This is a genomic window from Ectopseudomonas guguanensis, assembly GCF_900104265.1.
GTDB classification, from domain to species: Bacteria; Pseudomonadota; Gammaproteobacteria; order Pseudomonadales; family Pseudomonadaceae; genus Aquipseudomonas; species Aquipseudomonas guguanensis.
The window spans coordinates 1-21034 of record NZ_FNJJ01000011.1; the positions used below are offsets into that span (position 1 = coordinate 1).

The window sequence follows — 21034 nt, forward strand, 5'->3', positions numbered from 1 at the left end:
GCAAGCGATACGCACACAAACTTGCCAGTCCGGGGTCAACCCGCACTTTCCCCAAAACATGCGAAGAACCACAAGACGGCGCCTTCGGGCGCCGTTTTCATAGGCGGTTGTAGGGTGAATGCGACCTGCCAGGTCGATTGGCGGGTTTCACCCGCCCTACGCGATCAGCGGTTCTGATACTGGCGGAACAACCCCGGTGGAATGCCCGAGCTGTCGGTTGCCTTCCACGGCCCGCCAGCTTGTGGCGACCAGCTCCAGCCGCCGTCCCAGCGGTAGAAGATGCGCTCGCGGTAGTAGAGGTCTTGGGCGCCTTCGACCACGTAGACACCCAATGCCGGGTTCCAGTGGCTCTTCACCCCGGGCGGCGGTGCGTAACGCGGATGCGAGGGTTGCTGGACAGGCGGCAACTTGCCAGCCGGCGTACCCGGCTGCTGCGCCGGTGGCAGTCTGTCGACCGGCGCGCTCGGCTGCTGCAGTACGCAGCCACTCAGGCCAAACCCGAGCAAGCAGGCCAGCAGCAGACGCTTCACTGGGCCTGCCCGTCGCGGCTGTCGATCAGCAGTGCCTGCACGTCACGGGCGGTATTGGCAACCGGGCCGGTCTGGCCGGTCCACTCGCCCTGGGTAGCATTACCGGCGCGGGAAACGCGCGCCACCAGTTGCACCTGATCGAATCGGGAAATCTTCAGTTCCGGCATCATCGCATCCACATCGGACAGGCTGATCTGCGCTGGCAGGTCGGATACCTTCAGGCGTTTGACCGCCAACGGCATCGGCGGGCCACTGAGCGCGCGGGCGAAGACGAACACGGCATCGTCCGGCTGCACCTTCTGCTGTACCTCGGGCGACAGCGACACGCTGACCTCCAGAGCATGCACCTTGGCGCTCGCCTCGGCGGCAGCACTGGGCTGCTCGCCTTCGCCCATCTGCTGCCGGGCACGCTCTATGCCGCCGGCGATGGCCGCGCGGGACGGGTCCTGCTCCGGCAGCACGGCGACCAGACGCTCCCAGTAGCGCACTGCATCAGCATAGCGCTGACTTTCATAGGCGGCGATGCCGAGCAGGCCCAGGCTGGTGACCTCCTGCGGATCGGCCTGCAACGCCTCGTCGGTGAGCCCCTGCAGTCGCTCGTTCCACTGTTTGCCTTCGGCGAAATACAGCGCCTGCGCCCATTGGCCGAGCAGCTCCGGGGCACGCCCGGCGATCTCCACGGCGCGCTCGAAGGCCTTGGCGGCATCGCCGGCACGCTCCTGCGCCATGTAGGTACGACCGAGGAAGTACCAACCTTCGGCGGAGTCCGGCTGCTGCTTGACGGTCTGCTCCAGGCGCGCGGTCATTTCCTCGATGCTCTGCGGCTGCATGGCCGCCAGCTGACGGGTCTGCTCGACCTGGTCGAGCGCGCCCCAGTGCAGGTACAGGGCCACGCCGAGTACCGGCACCAGCAACGCCGAGACCAGCGGGATCTTGCCGCCGAGCACACCGCTGCGGCGCTGCACGCCTTCGGTATCGTCGAGCAGCTCGCGCGCCGCTTCGGCGCGACCGGCCTGCATCTGCGCATCATCGAGCACACCGGCCTGGCGCTGGGCTTCCAGCTCCTGCAGGCGTTCCTGATAGAGGGTGACGTTGAGTGCGGTGCGGTCTTCTTCAGCCTGCAGCTTGCGAATGCGCAGTACCGGGATCAACAGAAACGCCAGAGCAGTCAGCAACAGCAGCCCGGCGGGCAACCAGAAATCGATCATTGGTCTTTCTTGTCCTGAGAGGCTTGGGCGAGCAGCGCGTCGAGGCGCGCCTGCTCATCAAGGGAGAGGCCAGCGGCGGTGCGATCCTTCTGCTGACCACGGCGGCGCAGGACGATCACCCCAAGCACGCCGAAACCTATCAGCAGCAGGCCGGCCGGACCGTACCAGAGCAGCAGCGTGCGGCTGGTCAGCGGTGGCTTGTAAAGCACGAAGTCGCCATAGCGGGCAACCAGGAAGTCGATGATCTCCTCGTTGCTCTTGCCCTCTTCGAGCATGCGATAGATTTCGCCACGCAGGTCCATGGCGATCGGCGCATCGGAGTCGGCGATGTTCTGGTTCTGGCATTTCGGGCAGCGCAACTCTTCGATCAGGCTGCGATAGCGCTGGCGCTCGGCCTCGCTGGCGAACTCGAAGGTATCGATGGCGGCATGGGCGCTGGCCAACAGGCCCAGCGCCAGACCGGCGGACATCAGCAAACGTTTAGGCAGGCGCCATGAAAACGTCGCGAGCGAAGAGCAGGCAAGGCGAAAGCAGGCGAAGAAGCGGAGTTTACAAGTTGTAAATGAGCATTTGACCGGGCTGGCGCTCCAGCCTGTTTTCAACGCAGCATGATCGAGCGCAGTAGTTTTCATGGTGCCTGTGCCTCGTCGACCAGTTCTCGATAGATCGGCGCCAGCTTCTCGCGCCAGATGCGCTCGTCGATGGCCCCGACGTACTTGTGCCGGATGATGCCCTTGGCGTCGACGAAGAAGGTTTCCGGCGCGCCATACACCCCGAGATCCAGCCCCAGACTGCCCTTGGCATCCTCGATATTGAGCTGGTAGGGGTTGTGCAGGTCACGCAGCCACTTCTGCGCCGGCTCGCGCTGATCCTTGTAGTTGATGCCATGGATCACCACACCGGCCTCGGCCAGCTTGTTCAGCACCGGATGCTCGTGACGGCAGGCCGGGCACCAGGTGGCCCAGACGTTGACCAGCGCAGGCCTGCCCTTGAGATCATCCGCACTCAGGGTGCGTTCGGGGTCATCCAGCGCCGGCAGGCTGAAAGCCGGGAACGGCTTGCCGATCAGCGCCGAGGGCAGCTCGGACGGATCGAGAAACAGGCCGCGGTAGAGAAATACGGCAATCGCCAGAAAGGCCAGCAGCGGCAACAGCAGCAGCAAACGTCTCATGCGCTGGCCTCCTGCAAGCCCAGGGCGTCGCGCACACGGGTGCGGACCTTGATCCGGTAGCGCTTGTCGGCCGCGGCGAGGAAGCCGCCGAAGGCCATCAACAGACCGCCGAGCCAGATCCAGCGCACGAAGGGTTTGATGTGAATGCGCACGGCCCAGGCGCCCTGCTCCAGCGGCTCACCCAAGGCGACGAACAGATCGCGAGTGAAACCGGCATCGATGCCCGCCTCGGTCATGGTCGACTGCTGCACGGTGTACAGGCGCTTCTCCGGGTGCAGCACCTTGATCTGCCGCTCACCGTCGAAGACACGTACCGTGCCCTTGTCGGAGATGAAGTTGGGGCCTTCGTGATGCACGGCGCCGTCGAACTGGAAGCGATAGCCGCCCAGTTCCACCGAATCGCCCGGCGCCATGCGCAGGTCGCGCTCGTAGCTGCCCAGGCTGGTCAGTACCACGCCCAGGGCACATACGGCGAAGCCCAGGTGCGCCGTCTGCATGCCCCAGTAGCTGCGACCGAGACTCGGCAGGCCCTTGAGCAGGCCCTTGTGGCGGGTCTTGTCGAGAATGTCGCGCACGCCGCCGAGGACCACCCAGAACGCCAGCAGGCAGACGGCCAGCACCGCCCAGTGGAAATCGCCATGCAGGAAGGTGGCGGCAACCGCCAGCACCACGCTGGCCACCAGCACCGGCGTCAGCATGCTGCCCAGCCACTTAAGCGGGGTGTCCTTCCAGCGCACCAGCACGCCGACGCTGATCACCGCCATCAGCAGCGCCATCAGCGGCAGGAACAGCGCGTTGAAGTAAGGCGGACCGACCGACAGCTTGGCGCCAGTCAGGGCATCGAGCACCAGCGGGTAGAGGGTGCCAAGCAGGATCATCGCCGCCGACACCACCAGCACGATGTTGTTGACCAGCAGCAGGGTCTCACGCGACCACAGGCCAAAGCCGACCTGGCTCTTGACCACCGGTGCGCGCACGGCGAACAGCGCCAGCGAACCGCCGACCACCACCAGCAGGAAGGCGAGGATGAACACGCCGCGCTCCGGGTCGGTGGCGAAGGCATGCACCGAGGTGAGTACGCCGGAACGCACCAGGAAGGTCCCCAGCAGGCTGAGGGAGAAGGCGGCGATAGCCAGCAGCACGGTCCAGCTCTTGAACACGCCACGCTTCTCGGTCACGGCCAGCGAGTGGATCAAGGCGGTGCCCACCAGCCAGGGCATGAAGGAGGCGTTCTCCACCGGGTCCCAGAACCACCAGCCACCCCAGCCCAGTTCGTAGTACGCCCACCAGGAACCGAGGGCGATACCGATGCCGAGGAAGGCCCAGGCGACGATGGTCCACGGCCGCGACCAGCGCGCCCAGGCGGCGTCCAGCTTGCCGCCGAGCAGCGCGGCGATGGCGAAGGCGAAGGCCACCGAGAAGCCGACGTAGCCCATGTACAGCATCGGCGGATGGACGATCAGGCCGAAGTCCTGCAGCAGCGGGTTGAGGTCGCGGCCGTCGACAGGCGAGTTCGGCAGCAGACGCTCGAAGGGGTTGGAGGTGACGATCAGAAACAGCAGGAAGCCGACGCTGATCATGCCCATCACCGCCAGCACACGGGCGAGCATCTCTTCCGGCAGGTGGCGCGAGAAGATCGCCACGGCGAAGGTCCAGCCGGCCAGGATCAATGCCCACAGCAGCAGCGAGCCCTCGTGGGCACCCCATACCGCGCTGAACTTGTAGTACCAGGGCAGCGCCGTGTTGGAGTTGTTGGCCACGTAGGCGACGGAGAAGTCGTCGACCATGAAGGCGTAGGTCAGGCAGATGAAGGAGAACAACAGGAAGGCGAACTGACCCCAGGCGGCCGGCTGCGCCAGGCTCATCCACTGGTGGTCACCGCGCCAGGCGCCGACCAGCGGCAGTGTGGCCTGTACCAGGCACAGGCACAGCGCCAGGATCATCGCCAGATGGCCAAGCTCGGGGATCATTGCGCACTCTCCTGCTGATAGCCCTGTTTGGCGGCTTTGGCCTCATTGTGCTTCTGCATCATTCCGCTCTTTTCCAGCGCCTGCATGACTTCAGGCGGCATGTAGTTCTCGTCGTGCTTGGCCAGTACCTCGTCGGCCACCAGCACGCCCTGCTCATTGACCCTCCCAAGCGCGACGATGCCCTGCCCCTCGCGGAACAGATCCGGGAGGATGCCGCTGTAGCGGATGGTCACGCCGTGGGCGCCGTCGGTGACGACGAAATCCACTTCCAGCGAATCGGGCGAACGCTTGACCGAGCCCTCTTCCACCAGACCGCCGGCGCGAATGCGCGTGCCTTCCGGGGCCTCGCCATTGGCGATCTGGCTCGGGGTGTAGAACAGGTTGATGTTCTCCTGCAGCGCGGTCAGCGCCAGGGCGACGGCGATGCTGACGCCGCAGAGGATGGCCAGGACGATGTACAGGCGTTTCTTGCGAACCGGATTCACTTCGACTTCTCCCGGCGCAAACGGCGCGCCTCGTCTTGCAGGTAACGGCGGCGCGCCAGGATCGGCAGCACCACATTCAACGCCAGGATCGCCAGGCTGATGCCGTAGGCGCTCCAGACGTAGGCGCCATGGGTGCCCATGGCGAGAAATTCGGAAAAGGACGAGAAGCTCATGCCTTGCCCTCCACCAGGTTCTGCACTTTGGCTTTCACCCAGCTGCTGCGCGCTTCGCGCTTGAGTACTTCCAGACGCATGCGGTACAGCAGCACGGCCCCGAAGAAGCAGTAGAAGCCCAGCACCGCCAGCAGCAGCGGCAGCCACATTTCCACCGGCATGGCCGGCTTCTCGGTGATCTTGAAGGTGGCGGTCTGGTGCAGCGAGTTCCACCACTCCACCGAGTACTTGATGATCGGGATATTGACCACGCCGACGATGGCCAGCACGGCGCAGGCCTTGGCGGCGCTGTCGCGGTTGCTGATGGCGTTGCCCAGGGCGATGACGCCGAAATAGAGGAACAGCAGGATCAGCATCGAGGTCAGGCGCGCGTCCCAGACCCAGTAGGTGCCCCAGGTCGGCTTGCCCCAGATGGCGCCGGTGAGCAGCGCGATGGCGGTCATCCAGGCGCCGATGGGCGCGGCCTGCTGCAGGGCGACGTCGGCCAGTTTCATCTTCCAGACCAGGCCGACCAGGCCGGCGATGGCGAGTGTCACGTAGATGGACTGGGCGAGGAACGCCGCAGGAACGTGGATGTAGATGATGCGAAAGCTGTTGCCCTGCTGGTAGTCCGGCGGTGCGAAGGCCAGGCCCCAGACCAGGCCGGCGACGATCAGCAACACGGCAGCGATGCTGAGCCAGGGCAGCCAGCGGCCGCTCATCTCATAGAACCACTTGGGCGAACCCCATTTGTGAAACCACGTCCAGTTCATTCAGTCGACTCATCATCTACTACGTAGCCCGGATGCAATCCGGGGAGGCTATCGAGAACTCCCGGATTGCATCCGGGCTACATCACGGTTCGTTCTTATTCGCCGACGCTGATGGTCAGGCCGGCGGCAATCGCAAAAGGTGTCAGGGTCACCGCCAGGGCGGTGAGGCTGGCCAGCCACAACAGGTGACCGCTAGCCGGCAGTCCTTGCAGGGCCGCCTGCAACGCCCCGCTGCCAAGAATCAGCACCGGGATGTACAGCGGCAGGATCAGCAGCGCCAGCAGCAGGCCGCCGCGCTTGAGACCAACGGTGAGCGCCGCGCCCACCGCGCCGAGCAGGCTCAGCACCGGGGTGCCGAGCAGCAGGGAAATCAGCAGTACCGGCAGGCAACGCCCAGGCAGACCGAGCATCAGCGCCAGCACGGGCGCCAGCAAAACCAGCGCCAGACCGCTGAAAAGCCAGTGTGCCAGCACCTTGGCCAACACCAGAAGAGGCAGGGGGTGCGACGAAAGGACCCACTGCTCCAGCGAGCCGTCCTCGAAATCACTGCGAAAAAGCCCGTCCAGCGAGAGCAGCACGGCCAAAAGCGCTGCCACCCACACCAGGCCTGGGGAAAGGGTTTGCAACAATTGCGTCTCCGGCCCCACTGCCAGCGGGAACAGGGCGATGACGATGGCGAAGAACACCAGCGGGTTGGCCAGGTCGGACGGGCGGCGAGCGAGCAGACGCATCTCGCGCGACAGCAGCTGGGTAAAGACGTTGCTCATGCGGCGTACTGCCCCAGATCCAGATCGCGATAGGTGGCCGGCTTGTGCTGCAGGCTGTGGTGGGTGGTCAGCACCACCACGCCGCCGCGCTCGCAGTGGCCGGCCAGGTGCGCTTCGAGTTGCGCCACGCCGCTCTTGTCCAGCGCGGTGAAGGGCTCATCGAGCACCCACAACGGCGGCGTGTCTTCCAGATACAGGCGCGCCAGGGCCACCCGGCGTTGTTGACCGGCGGACAGGGTGTGACAGGGAACGTCCTCGAAACCGCGCAGGCCGACCGCTTCCAGCGCGTGCCAGATGGCCTCGCGGCTGGCCGGACGATGCAGGGCGCAGAGCCAGGCGAGGTTCTCCTCGGCGGTCAGCAGCCCCTTGATGCCGGCGGCATGGCCGATCCACAGCAGGTCATGGGCCAGTTCGCTGCGCTGCTCGGCCAACGGCCGGCCCTGCAGCAGAATGTCGCCGGCAGTGGGCTGACGCAGCCCGGCGAGCAGACGCAGCAGGCTGGTCTTGCCGCTGCCGTTGGGACCGCTGATCTGCAACATGTCACCCGGCTGCAAGGCGAAATGCAGCTGCTCGAAAAGCATGCGCCAGTCCCGCTCACAGCTGAGCGCCACGGCTTCGAGAAGGGGAACGGGACGGGTCATCGATACCTGGCAGGGTTAAAGTCGACGGTGCTCCGGCCGCTATACTGAAGCGTGCCGGAAGTGTGGTGCGCAGCGGGCCGGCATTATACATGGCGCGTCACTGTCCCCGCAGTCAGCATTTTCGACAGGTTGTTAATCGCGTAGGGTGTGCCATACGCAGCAGCAGTCGAAACCGGTGCGCATGGCGCACCCTACGGCCCCTTCAAAGGACGGAGCCCAACCCAAGCCCATGAGCGAAATCAGCAGCCCACGCCCGCTTCCTCCCTCCGCCGCGGTGATCCGCCCCAGCGCAAGCGCAGCGGACCTGGCCGTGCGACTGTTACAGCCGCTGGAAGGCATGCTGGCAGCCGGCGAAAGCGCCAAGGCTGAAGTGGTGGCGATTCGCGAGCAGGCGCAGAGTTTTCAGCTGCTGCTCAAACTCACCCTCGACGGCGGTCGGCAGGCCACCCTGCAGGCGGAAAGTTCCAGGCCGCTGGCCCAGGGCAGCGCTCTGGTGGTCACCGCCCTGTCGGACACCCGCCTGGCAGTGCTCCTGCAGGCCGGCGGCGACAAACCGCTGACCAGCCTCGATCTGCAGCAGCTGCCGCCCGGCACCCTGGTCCAGGGCAAGGTCGTCAGCCGCGACGTTTTGCCGCCGCTGGGCGCGCAGACGGTGTATCGCCTGGTGGTCAACCTGCTCAATACGCCCCTTGCCGGCAGCCAGCTGGCGCTCGACAGTCCCATGCCGCTGCCGCTGGGCAGCCTGCTCAGCGCCCAGGTACAGGGCAGCCAGAGTCTCGCCTTCCTGCCCCTCAGCGGCCGTCTCGACCAACTGGTACTGGGCCAGCAGCTAGCCGCCCAGCAGAATCGCCAGGCTTCGCTGGAGGGGCTGTTCAAGGGCCTGCAGAACCTGAGCGGTGGCGACGAGGCACTGCGCGGCAGCATCGACAAGCTGCTCGGCGCCCTGCCCGACAGCGCCCAGCTGAGCACCGCCAAGGGCCTGGCGCAGGCTCTGGAAAGCAGCGGCGTACTGCTCGAAGCCAAGCTGCTGCAGGGCCAGACCGGTGCCCTGGCGCAGGACCTGAAAGCCAACCTGCTGCGCCTGATCGCCCAACTGATGCCGCAACTGCCAGGGGGCGCCGGCGCCCTCGCCGGCCTGCACAACGCACTCAACCAGAACCTGCCCAACCTGGCCCGGCAACTACTCGGCGTGAACGCGGCCGGCTCGTCGCGCCAGCAGGCCCTGACCTTTCCCCTGCCCTCGCGCCTGCTGCAGAACATGGATGGCGAAGCCGACCTGGAAACCCTGCTGAAACTCGCCGCAGCGGCCGTTTCGAGGCTGCAGACCCACCAGTTGTCGAGCCTGGCGCAAACCCAGGTGGACGCCAACGGCAATCTGCTGACCACCTGGCAGCTGGAGCTGCCCATGCGTCACCAGCAGGACGTGATCCCGCTGCAAGTCAAGCTGCAGCGCGAAGATGGCGGCAAGGCGGAAAAGGCGGAACAGAAGGAAACGCTCTGGCGCGTGGAACTGGCCTTCGAGCTCGATCACCTCGGCCCGCTGCAGGTGCGCGCGCAACTGCTGCGCGGCAGCCTGTCCAGCCAGCTGTGGGCCGAACGCGCCGACACCACCGCCCTGATCAACGCCGAGCTGGGCCACCTGCGAGAACGCCTGCAGGCAGCAGGGCTTGAGGTCGGTGAACTGGCCTGCAGCCAGGGCATGCCGCCACAGGGGCCGAAGACCTCACTGGAACAGCGCTGGGTGGATGAAACCGCATGAGCCGCAAGCCGCAGCCCGAAGTCCGTCAGGCCATCGCCCTCAACTACGACGGGCAGAACGCGCCGGTGCTCAGCGCCAAGGGTGATGACGAACTGGCCGAAGCCATACTCGCCATTGCCCGCGAATACGAAGTGCCGATCTACGAGAATGCCGAGCTGGTGCGCCTGCTGGCGCGCCTGGAGCTGGGCGATGCCATTCCCGAAGCGCTGTATCGCTGCATCGCCGAGATCATTGCCTTCGCCTGGTATCTGCAAGGCAAGACCCCGCCTGGCTTCGAGGCAGACGGCGAGCGCGACGTCACCCCGCCACTGCCCCTGCTCAAGGGCCCGACGAACTGAACGCCAGCCGTTCGCCAGCACTGCCTTTGCCGCTGGGCATGTCAAACAGCTGCCAGGCGAAGTACCCGCCACGGAAATAGAACACGCGGGTAAAGCCCCAGGCCACGGCCTGCTCCACGGCAAGCGCGCTCTGCAAACACACTTCGCTGTCGCAGTAGATGACCAGCGGTATCTCGCGGGGCCAGGGCGCGTGGGCCAGAGCGGCGAACTGCCCGCGCAGATCCAGGTGAATGGCCCCCTCGACATGGCCCCACTCCCACTCGCGGGCCGCCCGCACATCGATGAACAGCGCGCCATGGTCGTGCAGCTGCTTGGCCTGCATGACGTTGACCGTGATCGCGCCAGCCACCTGCAACGGCGCCTCCTGGGCGAAAAGCGGCTGACACAGCAGCCAGGCTGCCAACAGCATAACCAGACGATGCATGATCAATCCCCGCGCTGAGCACAGTCGCACGAACCATTACCCTTGAGCGTAGATGGGTGCGAACAGGTTCTAGGATTGATTGCGCAGGCGACGAGGCCGGCTAAGAACGAGCGCGACTATGCGCTCCATGGAGACAAGGCTATTGCGGCTGACCTGCCCTGGGCTTGTGCAGACGGCTGATCAGCTCGGCCTCGGCCTTGCTCAGGCCGCAGGACTGGGTCAGGTCCTCGACGCTGGCCCCCATGCCCACCAGACGCGCCGCCTGGGTGAAGGACAGGCTGCTGGGATCGCGCTGCTCGATCTGGCTGACCTTGTCCGGCAATGGCGCCACCACCCGGCGCAGCTCATGCAACTCCTCGCCCATGCGGATACTGCCGGTCAGGTAGGTATCGAGGCGCTTGCTCAGTTCCTTGATTCGCGCATCGCGCGCGGCGTCACGCTTGGCCTGCTCGGCCAGCAGACGCTGCTGGTTGCGATACAGGCCATTGCAGACGATGCCCAGTGCCACGCATAGCAAGGCCAGGAAGGCCACGGCAGCAGCGAGCATGGCAAACTCGGACATGGCTCAGATGCTCTCCAGCTCCGACCACTCTTCCTCGCTCATCATCTTGTCCAGCTCGACCAGGATCAGCAGCTCGCCGTTCTTGTTGCACACGCCCTGGATGAACTTGGCCGACTCGTCGTTACCGACGTTCGGTGCGGTCTCGATCTCGGACTGACGCAGATAGACCACTTCGGCCACGCTGTCGACCAGGATGCCGACCACCTGCTTGTCCGCTTCGATGATGACGATACGGGTGTTGTCGGTGACCGGTGCCGAGCCCAGGCCGAAGCGCTGGCGGGTATCGATCACGGTCACCACGTTGCCGCGCAGGTTGATGATGCCCAGCACGTAGCTCGGAGCACCCGGTACCGGGGCGATCTCGGTGTAGCGCAGGACTTCCTGCACCTGCATCACGTTGATGCCATAGGTCTCGTTGTCCAGGCGAAAGGTCACCCACTGCAGAATCGGATCTTCGGCACCTTGTGCAGAACTTTTCTTCATGTCCCTAGCCTCGTCAAAAACCGCTCAGCGCGGCATGTGCGGTCGACCCGCTTGTCATCAACTATAGAGCCCGTTGGCACAGACCCACCAATTCTCAATGCACTTTTCCAGCATTCAGGCGTTTCGCCGCACCGCTGGCGATAAGCTCGGCCAGCGCCGCCACGTCGAGCAGTGCGCACATGTGTTCGATCACCGTGCCGGCCAGCCAGGGCCGCTGGGTACGCTGGCTGCGCCACTTGACCTCGCTGGGGTCCAGACGAATCGAGCGGCTGACCTGATGCACCGCCAGCCCCCACTCGTAACCCTGTACCGAAATCACGTACTGCAAGCCTTCGCGGAAGTCCTCGCGGTAGCGATCCGGCATCACCCAGCGCGCGGTGTCCAGCACCTTCAGGTTGCCGGCCTGGCTCGGCAGGATACCGAGGAACCAGTCGGGCTGACCGAACAGCGGGGTCAGCTCCTGGCCTTCGAGCGGATAGATCGAGCCCAGGCAGATCAGCGGCACGGCCAGGGTCAGCCCGGCGACATCGAACAGCAGGCACTCGAACGGCTCTTCGGCCCAGGTCGGGCGACCATCGGCGAGCAAGGCCGCCGGTTGCGGCGTCCGTTCGGCCAGGCTGGCAACCTCTGGCGGCGCCTCCTCGATCACCGGCGTCCTTACCGGAGCGAGCAACTCCACCGGCGCAACGGTAACCTGCACCTGCGGCTCGACCACCGCCGCGAGGGCAACGGGAGCCACCACGGGCGCGACCGGCTCGGCCAGCCGCGCATCACGCACCTGTTCCTCGAGCACCGCGGCCTCGAACTCGTCGAGGCTGACGGACATCTCCAGCTCGGCCGCGGCTTCCTGCAGCAGCCCATCGAGATAGGACTGCAGGGCCAGCTGGGAGCGTGTGGCGGTGGCGAGGTTACGACTCATGACAGGAACCCAAGATAAGATCTTTACAGCCTATCGGCCGCAGCATGCCCCGACTTGAGTGACGCAGTTCAACACAGACGCTCATTTCAAGCCACCTGCGCCGCCGGCTGATGGCTGAGCAGATGCTTGAGCAGCGCCCGGTAGGCGATCACGCCACGACTGTTCGCATCGAACTGCGAAGGTGTGCGCCCTGCCCGGCTGGCATCGCGTAAACGGGTATCGACCGGAATGTAGGCCGGCCACAGATGATCGGGGTAGGTATTGCGCAGCACCCGCAGCGTACTCATGGACGCCTGGGTGCGCCGATCGAACAGCGTCGGCACTATGGTGTAGGGCAGCGCCTGCTTGCGCGAGCGGTTGATCATCGCCAGCGTGGTGACCATGCGCTCCAGGCCCTTGACCGCGAGAAATTCGGTCTGCACCGGGATCACCAGCTGCTGGCTGGCCGCCAGGGCGTTGACCATCAGCACGCCGAGCAGCGGCGGGCTGTCGATGACGGCGTGATCGAAATCCTCCCACAGCTGCGCCAGGCTCTTGGCGATCACCAGGCCCAGGCCGCTCTGCCCCGGCGACTGACGCTCGAGCGTGGCCAGCGCCGTGCTCGACGGCAGCAAGGCGATGTTCTCGTGGCTGGTGCCATGCAGCAACTGCTTGGGCAGGCCTTGCGGCACGTTGCCCTGGTGCAGGAACAGATCGAAGCAGCTGTGCTCCAGCGCATCGGGATCATGGCCGAAATAACTGGTCATCGACCCATGGGGGTCGAGATCGACCACGACCACGCGTTTACCGGCGTCGGCCAACAGGCCCGCCAGCGCGATGGAGGTGGTGGTCTTGCCGACCCCACCCTTCTGATTGGCTACTGCCCAGACTTTCATCTTCTCTCATCCTCCCGGCACGAAGCGCTCAGGCCGAGAATGGCTGTCGCATGCACACAGCAGGCGACTGGGATTTGACGGCTCACGACTGTGGAACCCCCGACGCAGACGCCGGTGCAGGTTGCGTGCCAGCCTCCGACTGCTGGGTCGCGGCACTGCCCGCGCCACGTCGCGTGTCGAGGTTGCGCGAAACCACCAGCACCACCCGGCGATTGCGCGCCCGGCCTTCGGCCGAGGCGTTATCGGCCACAGGCTGGAATTCGCCATAGCCTACCGCCGCCAGACGCGAAGGATCGACACCATCCATGGCCAGCATACGCACGATGCTCGCCGCGCGCGCCGACGACAGCTCCCAGTTGGTCGGATACTGGGCGGTCTGGATCGGCAGGTTGTCGGTGAACCCCTCGACCTTGACCGGATTCTGATACGGCGCCAGGATTTTGGCGACCTTTTCGATGATGTCGAACGCCTGATTGTTCGGAATGGCATCGCCGCTGGGAAACAACAGGCTGGAGCTGAGCTCGATCTCGATCCACATTTCGTTGCCGCGCACGGTCAACTGATCGGCCTTGATCAACTCGCCGAACGCCTCACGCACGCTGGAAGCGATGCTCTGCAGGGACGAGTCCGCACTGGGATCGTCCATCGAGGTGTTCTCCGGCTCGCTGGTACGCGGCCGCTCCTCGCCCACCGGTATGGGCTTGATCGAGCGGTCCGGCTGGTTGAACACGCCGGTCAGCGACTCCGAGAGAATCTTGTACTTGCCTTCGTTGATCGAGGAGATCGAGTACATCACCACGAAGAAGGCGAACAGCAAGGTGATGAAGTCGGCGTAGGACACCAGCCAGCGCTCGTGATTCTCGTGCTCCTCATGTTGCCGCCTGCGCGCCATGGCATGCCTCCATCAGTCCATGAAGCCTTGCAGCTTCAGTTCGATGGAACGCGGGTTCTCACCCTCGGCGATGGACAGGATGCCTTCGAGGAGCATCTCGCGGTAGCGCGACTGGCGCAACGCGATGGATTTGAGCTTGTTGCCGGCCGGCAACAGCAGCAGGTTGGCGAAACCGACACCGTAGATGGTGGCGACGAAGGCCACGGCGATACCACTGCCGAGCATGCTCGGATCGGCCAGGTTGCCCATCACGTGGATCAGCCCCATCACCGCGCCGATGATGCCGATGGTCGGCGCATAGCCGCCCATGCTCTCGAACACCTTGGCGGCCTGGATATCCCGCGCCTCCTGGGTGTACAGATCCACCTCCAGAATGCTGCGGATGGACTCGGGCTCGGCACCGTCGACCAGCAACTGCAGGCCCTTGCGCGCATAGGGATCGGGCTCGGCATCGGCCACCGCCTCCAGGCCCAGCAGGCCCTCCTTGCGCGCTACCATGCTCCAGCCGACCACACGATTGATGCCGCCGACCAGATCGATACGTGGCGGAAAGAAGATCCAGCGCAGGATGCCCATGGCACGCTTGAACACCTGCACCGGAGCCTGCAGGAAGGCTGCACCGAGGGTACCGCCGATGACGATCAGCGCCGCCGGTCCGTTGAGCAGCGCACCGGCATGCCCGCCTTCGAGATAGTTGCCGCCGAGAATCGCGACGAAGGCCAGAATGACGCCGATTAGGCTCAGTACATCCATGCCGATGCACCCGACTTAGCGATCGTCACTGGCAGGCCTCGGTCAGGTGTCGACCGATATCGTCCAGGCCGTAGACCGCGTCGGCCAGATTGGCTTTGACCACCGCCATGGGCATGCCGTAGATCACGCAGCTGGCTTCGTCCTGGGCCCACACCTGGCTGCCGCCCTGCTTGAGCAGGCGCGCACCCTCGCGGCCATCGGCGCCCATGCCGGTCAGCACCACGGCCAGCACCTTGTCGCCATAGGACTTGGCCGCGGAACCGAAGGTGATGTCGACGCACGGCTTGTAGTTGAGGCGCTCGTCGCCCGGCAGGATCTTCACCGCACCGCGCGCATCGACCATCATCTGCTTGCCGCCAGGGGCCAGCAGGGCCAGGCCGGGACGCAGGATATCGCCGTCCTCGGCTTCCTTGACCTGAATGCGGCACAGCTTGTCCAGACGCTCGGCGAAGGCCTTGGTGAAGGCCGCCGGCATGTGCTGGATCAGCACGATGGGCGCCGGGAAATTGGCTGGCAGCTGGGTCAGCACGCGCTGCAGCGCCACCGGACCACCGGTGGAGGTGCCTATGGCCACCAGCTTGTAAGCCTTGCGCTTGGGCGCAGGCGATGCCGATGCACCGCCCGCGGTCGGCGCAGGACGCGCAGGCGCAACGGGAGCAGGCGCCGCCGGACGCGTCGAGACAGCAGGACGACTAGTCGGCGCCACGCTCGGACTGGCCGCAGTCGGCGCCGGAGCCACCGCGGCCGAGCTGAAACGACGGTTGCTGCGCGCGATGCTGTGCACCTTCTCGCAGAGCATCTGCTTGACCTTCTCGGGGTTGCGCGAGATGTCCTCGAAATTCTTCGGCAGGAAATCCACCGCACCGGCGTCCAGCGCATCGAGGGTGACGCGCGCGCCTTCGTGGGTCAGCGAGGAGAACATCAATACCGGCGTCGGGCAGCGCTGCATGATGTTTCGTACCGCGGTGATGCCGTCCATCATCGGCATCTCGTAATCCATGGTGATCACGTCGGGCTTGAGCGCCAACGCCTGATCGATGGCTTCGCGCCCGTTGGTGGCCGTGCCCACGACCTGAATGCTGGGGTCAGCAGACAGGATTTCCGAAACGCGCCGGCGGAAGAAACCGGAGTCGTCCACCACCAGAACCTTAACAGCCATACACACTCCTAGACGGCGCGAAGCCAGGGCCCGCGCCGCGAAACATCAGAAACGTCGAGCGTAGCGCTTGAGCATGCTCGGTACGTCGAGAATCAATGCGATGCGACCGTCGCCGGTAATGGTGGCGCCGGACATCCCGGGCGTGCCCTGGAGCATCTTGCCCAGCGGCTTGATTACCACTTCCTCCTGGCCGACCAATTGATCGACGACAAAGCCGATGCGTTGACTGCCGACGGTAAGGATCACCACATGACCCTCGCGCTGCCCCTCATGGAAGGCCTGCGGCACCAGCCAGCGCTTGAGGTAGAACAGCGGCAGCGCCTTGTCGCGCACGATGACCACTTCCTGGCCGTCGACCACGTTGGTGCGCGACAGATCGAGGTGGAAGATCTCGTTGACGTTGACCAGCGGGAAGGCGAAGGCCTGGTTCTCCAGCATCACCATCAGCGTCGGCATGATCGCCAGGGTCAGCGGCACCTTGATGACGATCTTCGAACCCTGGCCCTTCTGCGAGAACACGTTGACCGTGCCGTTGAGCTGGGAAATCTTGGTCTTCACCACGTCCATGCCCACGCCGCGGCCGGACACGTCGGAAATCTCGGTCTTGGTCGAGAAGCCCGGGGCGAAGATCAGGTTGTAGCATTCGAACTCGTTCAGTCGTTCGGCCGCGTCCTTGTCCAGCAGGCCCTTCTCCACGGCCTTGGCTCGCAGCACATCGGCGTCCATGCCCTTGCCGTCATCGGTGATCGACAGGAGGATGTGGTCGCCTTCCTGCTCGGCGGACAGCACCACGCGGCCGGCGCGGGCCTTGCCGGCCTTCTCGCGCTCTTCCGGGGTCTCCACGCCATGGTCGACGGCGTTACGCACCAGGTGCACCAGCGGGTCGGCCAGGGCCTCGACCAGGTTCTTGTCGAGGTCGGTTTCCTCGCCCACCAGCTCGAGGTTGATTTCCTTCTTCAGGTTGCGCGCCAGATCGCGGACCAGACGCGGGAAGCGGCCGAAAACCTTCTTGATCGGCTGCATGCGGGTCTTCATGACCGAGGTCTGCAGGTCGGCGGTCACCACATCCAGGTTCGATACGGCCTTGGACATGGCCTCGTCACCGCTGTTGAGCCCCAGGCGTACCAGGCGGTTACGCACCAGCACCAGCTCGCCGACCATGTTCATGATCTCGTCGAGGCGTGCGGTATCGACCCGTACGGTGGTTTCCGCTTCGCTCGCCGGCGGAGCCTTGTCGGCGGACGCGGGCGCGGCGGCGGCACGCGCAGCAGCGGGCTCGGCCCTGGCCGGCGCCGGGCTGGCAGGTGCCGCGGCCTTGGGCGCTGCAGCCGGCTTGGCAGCGGATGCAGGAGCGGCTACCGGCTCGCTGGGTGGCACGAACTTGCCCTTGCCGTGCAACTGATCGAGCAGCGATTCGAACTCGTCGTCAGTGATCTCGTCACTGGCCGGTGCGGGCGCTGCGGCCACGGCAGCCGGCGCCGCGGCCTCGGCAGCAGCGGAGAACTGGCCCTTGCCGTGCAGCTGATCGAGCAGCGCTTCGAATTCGTCGTCGGTTATATCGTCGCTCGCCGCCGCAGCAGCCGGCGCAGCGGCGACGCTTGCACTGGCAGAGGTCTCGACCGCGCCGGAAAACTGACCCTTGCCATGCAGCTGATCGAGCAGCGACTCGAACTCGTCATCGGTGATCTCGTCACCGCCAGCGCCCTGCTCGCTCGGCGCGGCCGCCGGCGCATCACCCAGCGCGTCGAGCAGTTGCTCGAATTCGCTGTCGGTGATGTCACCCGTGGCCACGGGCGGCGCGACCGGCTGGGGCTCCGGCTCCGGCTCGGGTTGCGCCACGGCCTGCGCTACGGGCGCAGGGGCAGCCTCGCTGCCGCCCGGCTCGGCCAGGCGCGACAGGGCCGCGAGAAGTTCTGGCAACGCGGGCGTCGGCTCGCGACGCTCACGCACCTCGCCGAACATGCCATTGACTGCATCAAGAGCCTCGAGCACCACATCCATCAGCTCCGAATCGACGCGACGCTCACCCTTGCGCAGGATGTCGAAGACGTTTTCGGCGATATGGCAGCACTCCACCAGCTCGTTGAGCTGGAGGAAGCCCGCTCCGCCCTTGACGGTATGGAAACCGCGAAAGATGGCATTGAGCAGGTTCATGTCGTCCGGTCGGCTTTCCAGCTCGACCAACTGTTCGGACAACTGTTCGAGAATCTCGCCGGCCTCTACCAGGAAATCCTGGAGGATCTCTTCATCGGCGCCGAAGCTCATATTGTGTGCTCCTTAGAACCCTAGACTGGACAGCAGGTCGTCGACATCGTCCTGGCTGGAGGCAACGTCATCACGCTTATCGGCATGAATCTGCGGACCTTCACCCCGCGATGGTTCTTTTAATTTTTCCTGTTCGGCACGCAGCACTTCATGGTCGTGCTGAATACCGGCGAAACGGTCGACCTGGCTGGCCATGAGCACCAGCTTGAGCAGGTTGCTTTCCACTTCGGTCACCAGCTGGGTGACGCGCTTGATCACCTGACCGGTGAGGTCCTGGTAGTCCTGCGCCAGCAGAATGTCATTGAGATGGCCGGAAAGCTTGGCGCCGTCTCGCTCGCTGCGGGCGAGGAACAGCTCGACGCGCTTGGCCAGCTCGCGAAAGCCATCGGCACCGATTTCGCGGCGCATGAAGCGGCCCCACTCGACGCTCAGACTCTGCGCTTCGTCGCTCAGATCGTTGACCAGCGGCGCGCTCTGCTCCACCAGATCCATGGTGCGGTTGGCGGCCTTCTCGGTCATGGTCACGACGTAGTTCAAACGCTCGGTGGCGTCGGCGATCTGCGACAGCTCCTGAGCATGCGGCATGCGCGGATCGAGCTGAAAGTTGACGATGGCGTTGTGCAGCTCACGGGTCAGCTTGCCGACTTCGTGGTACAGCCCGCGATCACGGACCTTGTTGAGCTCGTTGATCAGTTGCACCGCGGCGCCGAAGTTGCCTTGTTCGAGGCTGTCGACCAGATCGCGGGCATTGTTTTTCAGGGTCGACTCGAGGTCACCCAGCGTGGAGTCATCGTGTTCCATAGCACCCTCGCGGCTGGCATCAGCCGTTGACCCGCTCGAAGATCTTCTCGATCTTTTCCTTCAGCACCTGGGCGGTGAAGGGTTTGACCACGTAGCCATTCACGCCGGCCTGGGCCGCCTCGATGATCTGATCGCGCTTGGCTTCGGCGGTCACCATCAGCACCGGCAGGTGCTTGAGGCGCTCGTCGGCGCGCACCGCGCGCAGCAGGTCGATGCCGGTCATGCCGGGCATGTTCCAGTCGGTCACCAGAAAGTCGAAGCTGCCGCTCTGCAGCATCGGCAGCGCCGAGGTGCCGTCGTCGGCTTCCGCGGTGTTGGTGAAACCCAAGTCCCGCAAGAGGTTCTTGATGATCCGTCGCATCGTCGAGAAATCGTCAACGATGAGGATTTTCATGTTCTTGTCCAAGTCGACCTCCGTACAGTCCCAAACGTATTGCGCTTGCAACTACGTCCTTTAATCGTGAAACCGTTTCTGCCTGCGAGTGCGTCGCCTTCAGCCGGCGCGCCATTCACTCAGCCGCGAGCGCAAACGCGCCGCGCACTGGCTGTGCAACTGGCTGACACGCGACTCGCTAACCCCCAGCACTTCACCGATTTCCTTCAAGTTCAGTTCTTCATCGTAATACAGCGCCAGCACCAGACGTTCACGCTCCGGCAAGCCGGCGATGGCATCGGCCAAGGCCGCCTGGAAGCGTTCGTCTTCGAGGTCCCGCGAAGGTTCGAGGTGGGTTTGCCCGGCGTCTTCGTGCAACCCGCCGTGCTCGCCGTCCTGCAACAGGTCGTCGAAGCTGAACAGGCGGCTGCCCAAAGTGTCGCCAAGGATGCCGTAGTAATCCTCCAGACTCAATTGGAGTTCGGCCGCAACCTCGTGATCTTTAGCGTCGCGTCCGGTTCTGGCTTCGACGGCGCGAATGGCGTCGCTGACCATACGGCTGTTGCGGTGCACCGAACGCGGCGCCCAGTCACCCTTGCGCACCTCATCGAGCATGGAGCCGCGGATACGAATACCGGCGAAGGTTTCGAAACTGGCACCCTTGCTGGAATCGTATTTGCGCGAGGCTTCGAGCAGGCCGATCATGCCGGCCTGAATCAGATCATCGACCTGCACGCTGGCCGGCAGACGTGCCAACAGGTGGTAGGCGATGCGCTTGACCAGTGGCGCGTAGCGCTCGATCAGCTGGTGCTGGGAATCCTGCGCCTGAGCCTTGTTGTACATACGAAGTCCAGAGGCTGCTGTCATACGGCCGAGTCTGCAGTCGGTTGCTGCACCAGACGTTCGACGAAAAACTCCAGATGGCCACGGGGATTGGCCGGCAGCGGCCAGGTGTCAACCTTCTGAGCTATCGCCTTGAACGCCAGAGCGCACTTGGATCGTGGGAAGGCTTCGTAGACTGCGCGCTGTTTCTGCACGGCTTTGCGCACACACTCATCGTAGGGCACGGCACCGACATACTGCAGGGCGACATCGAGGAAGCGATCCGTCACCTTGGTCAGCTTAGCAAAGAGATTGCGTCCTTCCTGCGGGCTGTGGGCCATGTTGGCCAGGACGCGGAAACGGCTGATGCCGTGGTCGCGGTTGAGCAACTTGATCAGCGCATAGGCGTCGGTGATCGAAGTGGGCTCGTCGCACACCACCACGAGGATTTCCTGCGCGGCGCGCACGAAGCTGACCACCGCATCGCCGATGCCGGCGGCGGTGTCGATCACCAGCACGTCGAGATTTTCGCTGATGTCGCTGAACGCCTGGATCAGGCCGGCGTGCTGCATCGGCGTGAGGCTGACCATGCTCTGTGTACCGGAGGCGGCCGGCACGATACGGATGCCGCCCGGCCCCTGCAGCAGCACGTCGCGCAGATCGCATTCGCCTGCGATGACATCGGCCAGGGTGCGCTTGGGCGTGAGCCCCAGCAGCACGTCGACATTGGCCAGGCCCAGGTCGGCGTCCATCAGCATCACCCGACGGCCAAGATCGGCCAGGGCCATGGACAGATTCACCGACACATTGGTCTTGCCGACGCCACCCTTGCCGCCGGTCACCGCGATCACCTGTACGGGATGCATACCCATGTTCTCTTTACACCTTGTCTAACTTCGACTTGGCCCTCAG

Annotated in this window: 25 protein-coding genes; 2 read left to right on the plus strand and 23 right to left on the minus strand. The window is 64.8% G+C overall.

What is annotated here, in order from left to right; genetic code table 11:
• Positions 1–164: 164 nt before the first annotated feature.
• The 10 genes from BLS61_RS16135 to ccmA all read right to left on the minus strand — a co-directional run bounded on the left by BLS61_RS16135 (position 165) and on the right by ccmA (position 7697).
• Entirely contained in the window at positions 165–530 is a 366-nt protein-coding gene (locus BLS61_RS16135; RefSeq protein ID WP_090432518.1) for a hypothetical protein, read from the minus strand.
• Positions 527–1738 carry a c-type cytochrome biogenesis protein CcmI gene (ccmI, locus tag BLS61_RS16140; RefSeq protein ID WP_090432520.1) on the minus strand — a complete coding sequence of 404 codons (1212 nt, stop codon included), beginning with the start codon at positions 1736–1738 and terminating at the stop codon, positions 527–529. Before ccmI ends, BLS61_RS16135 begins: the two co-directional genes overlap by 4 nt.
• Positions 1735–2208 (minus strand): cytochrome c-type biogenesis protein, encoded by a 474-nt coding sequence (locus tag BLS61_RS16145; protein WP_090432522.1) that lies wholly within the window; start codon positions 2206–2208, stop codon positions 1735–1737. Before BLS61_RS16145 ends, ccmI begins: the two co-directional genes overlap by 4 nt.
• A gap of 158 nt (positions 2209–2366) precedes the next feature.
• Positions 2367–2909 carry a DsbE family thiol:disulfide interchange protein gene (locus BLS61_RS16150; RefSeq protein WP_090432524.1) on the minus strand — a complete coding sequence of 181 codons (543 nt, stop codon included), beginning with the start codon at positions 2907–2909 and terminating at the stop codon, positions 2367–2369.
• Positions 2906–4879, minus strand: coding sequence for a heme lyase CcmF/NrfE family subunit (locus BLS61_RS16155; RefSeq protein ID WP_090432526.1), 1974 nt, complete (start codon positions 4877–4879; stop codon positions 2906–2908). The genes BLS61_RS16150 and BLS61_RS16155 overlap by 4 nt, the downstream gene beginning before the upstream one ends.
• Positions 4876–5364 carry a cytochrome c maturation protein CcmE gene (gene ccmE, locus BLS61_RS16160; protein ID WP_024307733.1) on the minus strand — a complete coding sequence of 163 codons (489 nt, stop codon included), beginning with the start codon at positions 5362–5364 and terminating at the stop codon, positions 4876–4878. The genes BLS61_RS16155 and ccmE overlap by 4 nt, the downstream gene beginning before the upstream one ends.
• Positions 5361–5537 (minus strand): heme exporter protein CcmD, encoded by a 177-nt coding sequence (gene ccmD, locus BLS61_RS16165; protein WP_013715013.1) that lies wholly within the window; start codon positions 5535–5537, stop codon positions 5361–5363. The genes ccmE and ccmD overlap by 4 nt, the downstream gene beginning before the upstream one ends.
• On the minus strand, positions 5534–6289 hold the full coding sequence (locus tag BLS61_RS16170) for a heme ABC transporter permease (protein WP_090432529.1): 756 nt from the start codon (positions 6287–6289) through the stop codon (positions 5534–5536). The genes ccmD and BLS61_RS16170 overlap by 4 nt, the downstream gene beginning before the upstream one ends.
• Positions 6290–6384: 95 nt before the next feature.
• Positions 6385–7056: a heme exporter protein CcmB gene (gene ccmB, locus BLS61_RS16175; RefSeq protein WP_003460796.1), complete on the minus strand. Its 672-nt coding sequence runs from the start codon at positions 7054–7056 to the stop codon at positions 6385–6387.
• Entirely contained in the window at positions 7053–7697 is a 645-nt protein-coding gene (ccmA, locus tag BLS61_RS16180; RefSeq protein ID WP_090432530.1) for a cytochrome c biogenesis heme-transporting ATPase CcmA, read from the minus strand. The genes ccmB and ccmA overlap by 4 nt, the downstream gene beginning before the upstream one ends.
• Positions 7698–7926: 229 nt before the next feature.
• Between ccmA and fliK the strand changes: the two genes are divergently transcribed.
• A complete protein-coding gene (gene fliK, locus BLS61_RS16185) occupies positions 7927–9456 on the plus strand; it encodes a flagellar hook-length control protein FliK (RefSeq protein WP_090432533.1) in 1530 nt (509 codons plus the stop codon).
• Entirely contained in the window at positions 9453–9794 is a 342-nt protein-coding gene (locus tag BLS61_RS16190; RefSeq protein WP_090432535.1) for an EscU/YscU/HrcU family type III secretion system export apparatus switch protein, read from the plus strand. Before fliK ends, BLS61_RS16190 begins: the two co-directional genes overlap by 4 nt.
• Here the strand turns inward: BLS61_RS16190 and BLS61_RS16195 are convergent.
• The 13 genes from BLS61_RS16195 to fleN all read right to left on the minus strand — a co-directional run bounded on the left by BLS61_RS16195 (position 9775) and on the right by fleN (position 20994).
• Positions 9775–10218 carry a rhodanese-like domain-containing protein gene (locus BLS61_RS16195; protein ID WP_090432537.1) on the minus strand — a complete coding sequence of 148 codons (444 nt, stop codon included), beginning with the start codon at positions 10216–10218 and terminating at the stop codon, positions 9775–9777. The two genes, BLS61_RS16190 and BLS61_RS16195, sit on opposite strands and share 20 nt — an antisense overlap.
• Before the next feature lie 139 nt (positions 10219–10357).
• Positions 10358–10780 carry a DUF2802 domain-containing protein gene (locus BLS61_RS16200; RefSeq protein WP_090432539.1) on the minus strand — a complete coding sequence of 141 codons (423 nt, stop codon included), beginning with the start codon at positions 10778–10780 and terminating at the stop codon, positions 10358–10360.
• Between the two features lie 3 nt (positions 10781–10783).
• Positions 10784–11263 carry a chemotaxis protein CheW gene (locus BLS61_RS16205; protein ID WP_003243242.1) on the minus strand — a complete coding sequence of 160 codons (480 nt, stop codon included), beginning with the start codon at positions 11261–11263 and terminating at the stop codon, positions 10784–10786.
• A 94-nt stretch (positions 11264–11357) separates the two neighbouring features.
• The gene (locus BLS61_RS16210; protein ID WP_090432541.1) at positions 11358–12182 is read right to left on the minus strand and encodes a CheW domain-containing protein; all 825 of its coding nucleotides are present in this window, start codon (positions 12180–12182) and stop codon (positions 11358–11360) included.
• Between the two features lie 86 nt (positions 12183–12268).
• Positions 12269–13057, minus strand: coding sequence for a ParA family protein (locus BLS61_RS16215; RefSeq protein ID WP_090432543.1), 789 nt, complete (start codon positions 13055–13057; stop codon positions 12269–12271).
• A gap of 82 nt (positions 13058–13139) precedes the next feature.
• A complete protein-coding gene (gene motD / locus BLS61_RS16220; protein WP_090432545.1) occupies positions 13140–13949 on the minus strand; it encodes a flagellar motor protein MotD in 810 nt (269 codons plus the stop codon).
• A 12-nt stretch (positions 13950–13961) separates the two neighbouring features.
• On the minus strand, positions 13962–14702 hold the full coding sequence (locus BLS61_RS16225; protein WP_090432547.1) for a flagellar motor protein: 741 nt from the start codon (positions 14700–14702) through the stop codon (positions 13962–13964).
• 25 nt (positions 14703–14727) lie between these two features.
• A complete protein-coding gene (locus tag BLS61_RS16230) occupies positions 14728–15861 on the minus strand; it encodes a protein-glutamate methylesterase/protein-glutamine glutaminase (protein WP_090432549.1) in 1134 nt (377 codons plus the stop codon).
• Positions 15862–15906: 45 nt separating this feature from the next.
• The gene (locus BLS61_RS16235; RefSeq protein ID WP_090432551.1) at positions 15907–18126 is read right to left on the minus strand and encodes a chemotaxis protein CheA; all 2220 of its coding nucleotides are present in this window, start codon (positions 18124–18126) and stop codon (positions 15907–15909) included.
• Between the two features lie 12 nt (positions 18127–18138).
• Positions 18139–18927, minus strand: a complete 789-nt coding sequence (locus tag BLS61_RS16240; RefSeq protein ID WP_090432553.1) for a protein phosphatase CheZ — start codon at positions 18925–18927, stop codon at positions 18139–18141.
• A gap of 19 nt (positions 18928–18946) precedes the next feature.
• Positions 18947–19321, minus strand: a complete 375-nt coding sequence (locus BLS61_RS16245; protein WP_169968482.1) for a chemotaxis response regulator CheY — start codon at positions 19319–19321, stop codon at positions 18947–18949.
• 99 nt (positions 19322–19420) lie between these two features.
• Complete coding sequence (gene fliA / locus BLS61_RS16250; RefSeq protein WP_167358743.1) at positions 19421–20167, minus strand: RNA polymerase sigma factor FliA; 747 nt, start codon at positions 20165–20167, stop codon at positions 19421–19423.
• Entirely contained in the window at positions 20164–20994 is an 831-nt protein-coding gene (fleN, locus tag BLS61_RS16255; protein ID WP_167494315.1) for a flagellar synthesis regulator FleN, read from the minus strand. Before fleN ends, fliA begins: the two co-directional genes overlap by 4 nt.
• Positions 20995–21034: the final 40 nt, after the last annotated feature.

Bases quoted from the DNA above. Each gene is read 5' to 3' on its own strand.
- motD (WP_090432545.1), bottom strand. From the start codon at position 13,949: ATGGCGCGCAGGCGGCAACATGAGGAGCACGAGAATCACGAGCGCTGG.
- ccmA (WP_090432530.1), bottom strand. From the start codon at position 7,697: ATGACCCGTCCCGTTCCCCTTCTCGAAGCCGTGGCGCTCAGCTGTGAG.
- fliA (WP_167358743.1), bottom strand. From the start codon at position 20,167: ATGACAGCAGCCTCTGGACTTCGTATGTACAACAAGGCTCAGGCGCAG.
- BLS61_RS16200 (WP_090432539.1), bottom strand. From the start codon at position 10,780: ATGTCCGAGTTTGCCATGCTCGCTGCTGCCGTGGCCTTCCTGGCCTTG.
- BLS61_RS16205 (WP_003243242.1), bottom strand. From the start codon at position 11,263: ATGAAGAAAAGTTCTGCACAAGGTGCCGAAGATCCGATTCTGCAGTGG.
- BLS61_RS16170 (WP_090432529.1), bottom strand. From the start codon at position 6,289: ATGAACTGGACGTGGTTTCACAAATGGGGTTCGCCCAAGTGGTTCTAT.
- BLS61_RS16195 (WP_090432537.1), bottom strand. From the start codon at position 10,218: ATGCATCGTCTGGTTATGCTGTTGGCAGCCTGGCTGCTGTGTCAGCCG.
- BLS61_RS16240 (WP_090432553.1), bottom strand. From the start codon at position 18,927: ATGGAACACGATGACTCCACGCTGGGTGACCTCGAGTCGACCCTGAAA.
- BLS61_RS16190 (WP_090432535.1), top strand. From the start codon at position 9,453: ATGAGCCGCAAGCCGCAGCCCGAAGTCCGTCAGGCCATCGCCCTCAAC.
- ccmB (WP_003460796.1), bottom strand. From the start codon at position 7,056: ATGAGCAACGTCTTTACCCAGCTGCTGTCGCGCGAGATGCGTCTGCTC.
- fleN (WP_167494315.1), bottom strand. From the start codon at position 20,994: ATGGGTATGCATCCCGTACAGGTGATCGCGGTGACCGGCGGCAAGGGT.
- BLS61_RS16150 (WP_090432524.1), bottom strand. From the start codon at position 2,909: ATGAGACGTTTGCTGCTGCTGTTGCCGCTGCTGGCCTTTCTGGCGATT.
- BLS61_RS16235 (WP_090432551.1), bottom strand. From the start codon at position 18,126: ATGAGCTTCGGCGCCGATGAAGAGATCCTCCAGGATTTCCTGGTAGAG.
- fliK (WP_090432533.1), top strand. From the start codon at position 7,927: ATGAGCGAAATCAGCAGCCCACGCCCGCTTCCTCCCTCCGCCGCGGTG.
- BLS61_RS16210 (WP_090432541.1), bottom strand. From the start codon at position 12,182: ATGAGTCGTAACCTCGCCACCGCCACACGCTCCCAGCTGGCCCTGCAG.
- ccmD (WP_013715013.1), bottom strand. From the start codon at position 5,537: ATGAGCTTCTCGTCCTTTTCCGAATTTCTCGCCATGGGCACCCATGGC.
- BLS61_RS16215 (WP_090432543.1), bottom strand. From the start codon at position 13,057: ATGAAAGTCTGGGCAGTAGCCAATCAGAAGGGTGGGGTCGGCAAGACC.
- BLS61_RS16155 (WP_090432526.1), bottom strand. From the start codon at position 4,879: ATGATCCCCGAGCTTGGCCATCTGGCGATGATCCTGGCGCTGTGCCTG.
- BLS61_RS16245 (WP_169968482.1), bottom strand. From the start codon at position 19,321: ATGAAAATCCTCATCGTTGACGATTTCTCGACGATGCGACGGATCATC.
- BLS61_RS16145 (WP_090432522.1), bottom strand. From the start codon at position 2,208: ATGTCCGCCGGTCTGGCGCTGGGCCTGTTGGCCAGCGCCCATGCCGCC.
- BLS61_RS16225 (WP_090432547.1), bottom strand. From the start codon at position 14,702: ATGGATGTACTGAGCCTAATCGGCGTCATTCTGGCCTTCGTCGCGATT.
- BLS61_RS16230 (WP_090432549.1), bottom strand. From the start codon at position 15,861: ATGGCTGTTAAGGTTCTGGTGGTGGACGACTCCGGTTTCTTCCGCCGG.
- ccmI (WP_090432520.1), bottom strand. From the start codon at position 1,738: ATGATCGATTTCTGGTTGCCCGCCGGGCTGCTGTTGCTGACTGCTCTG.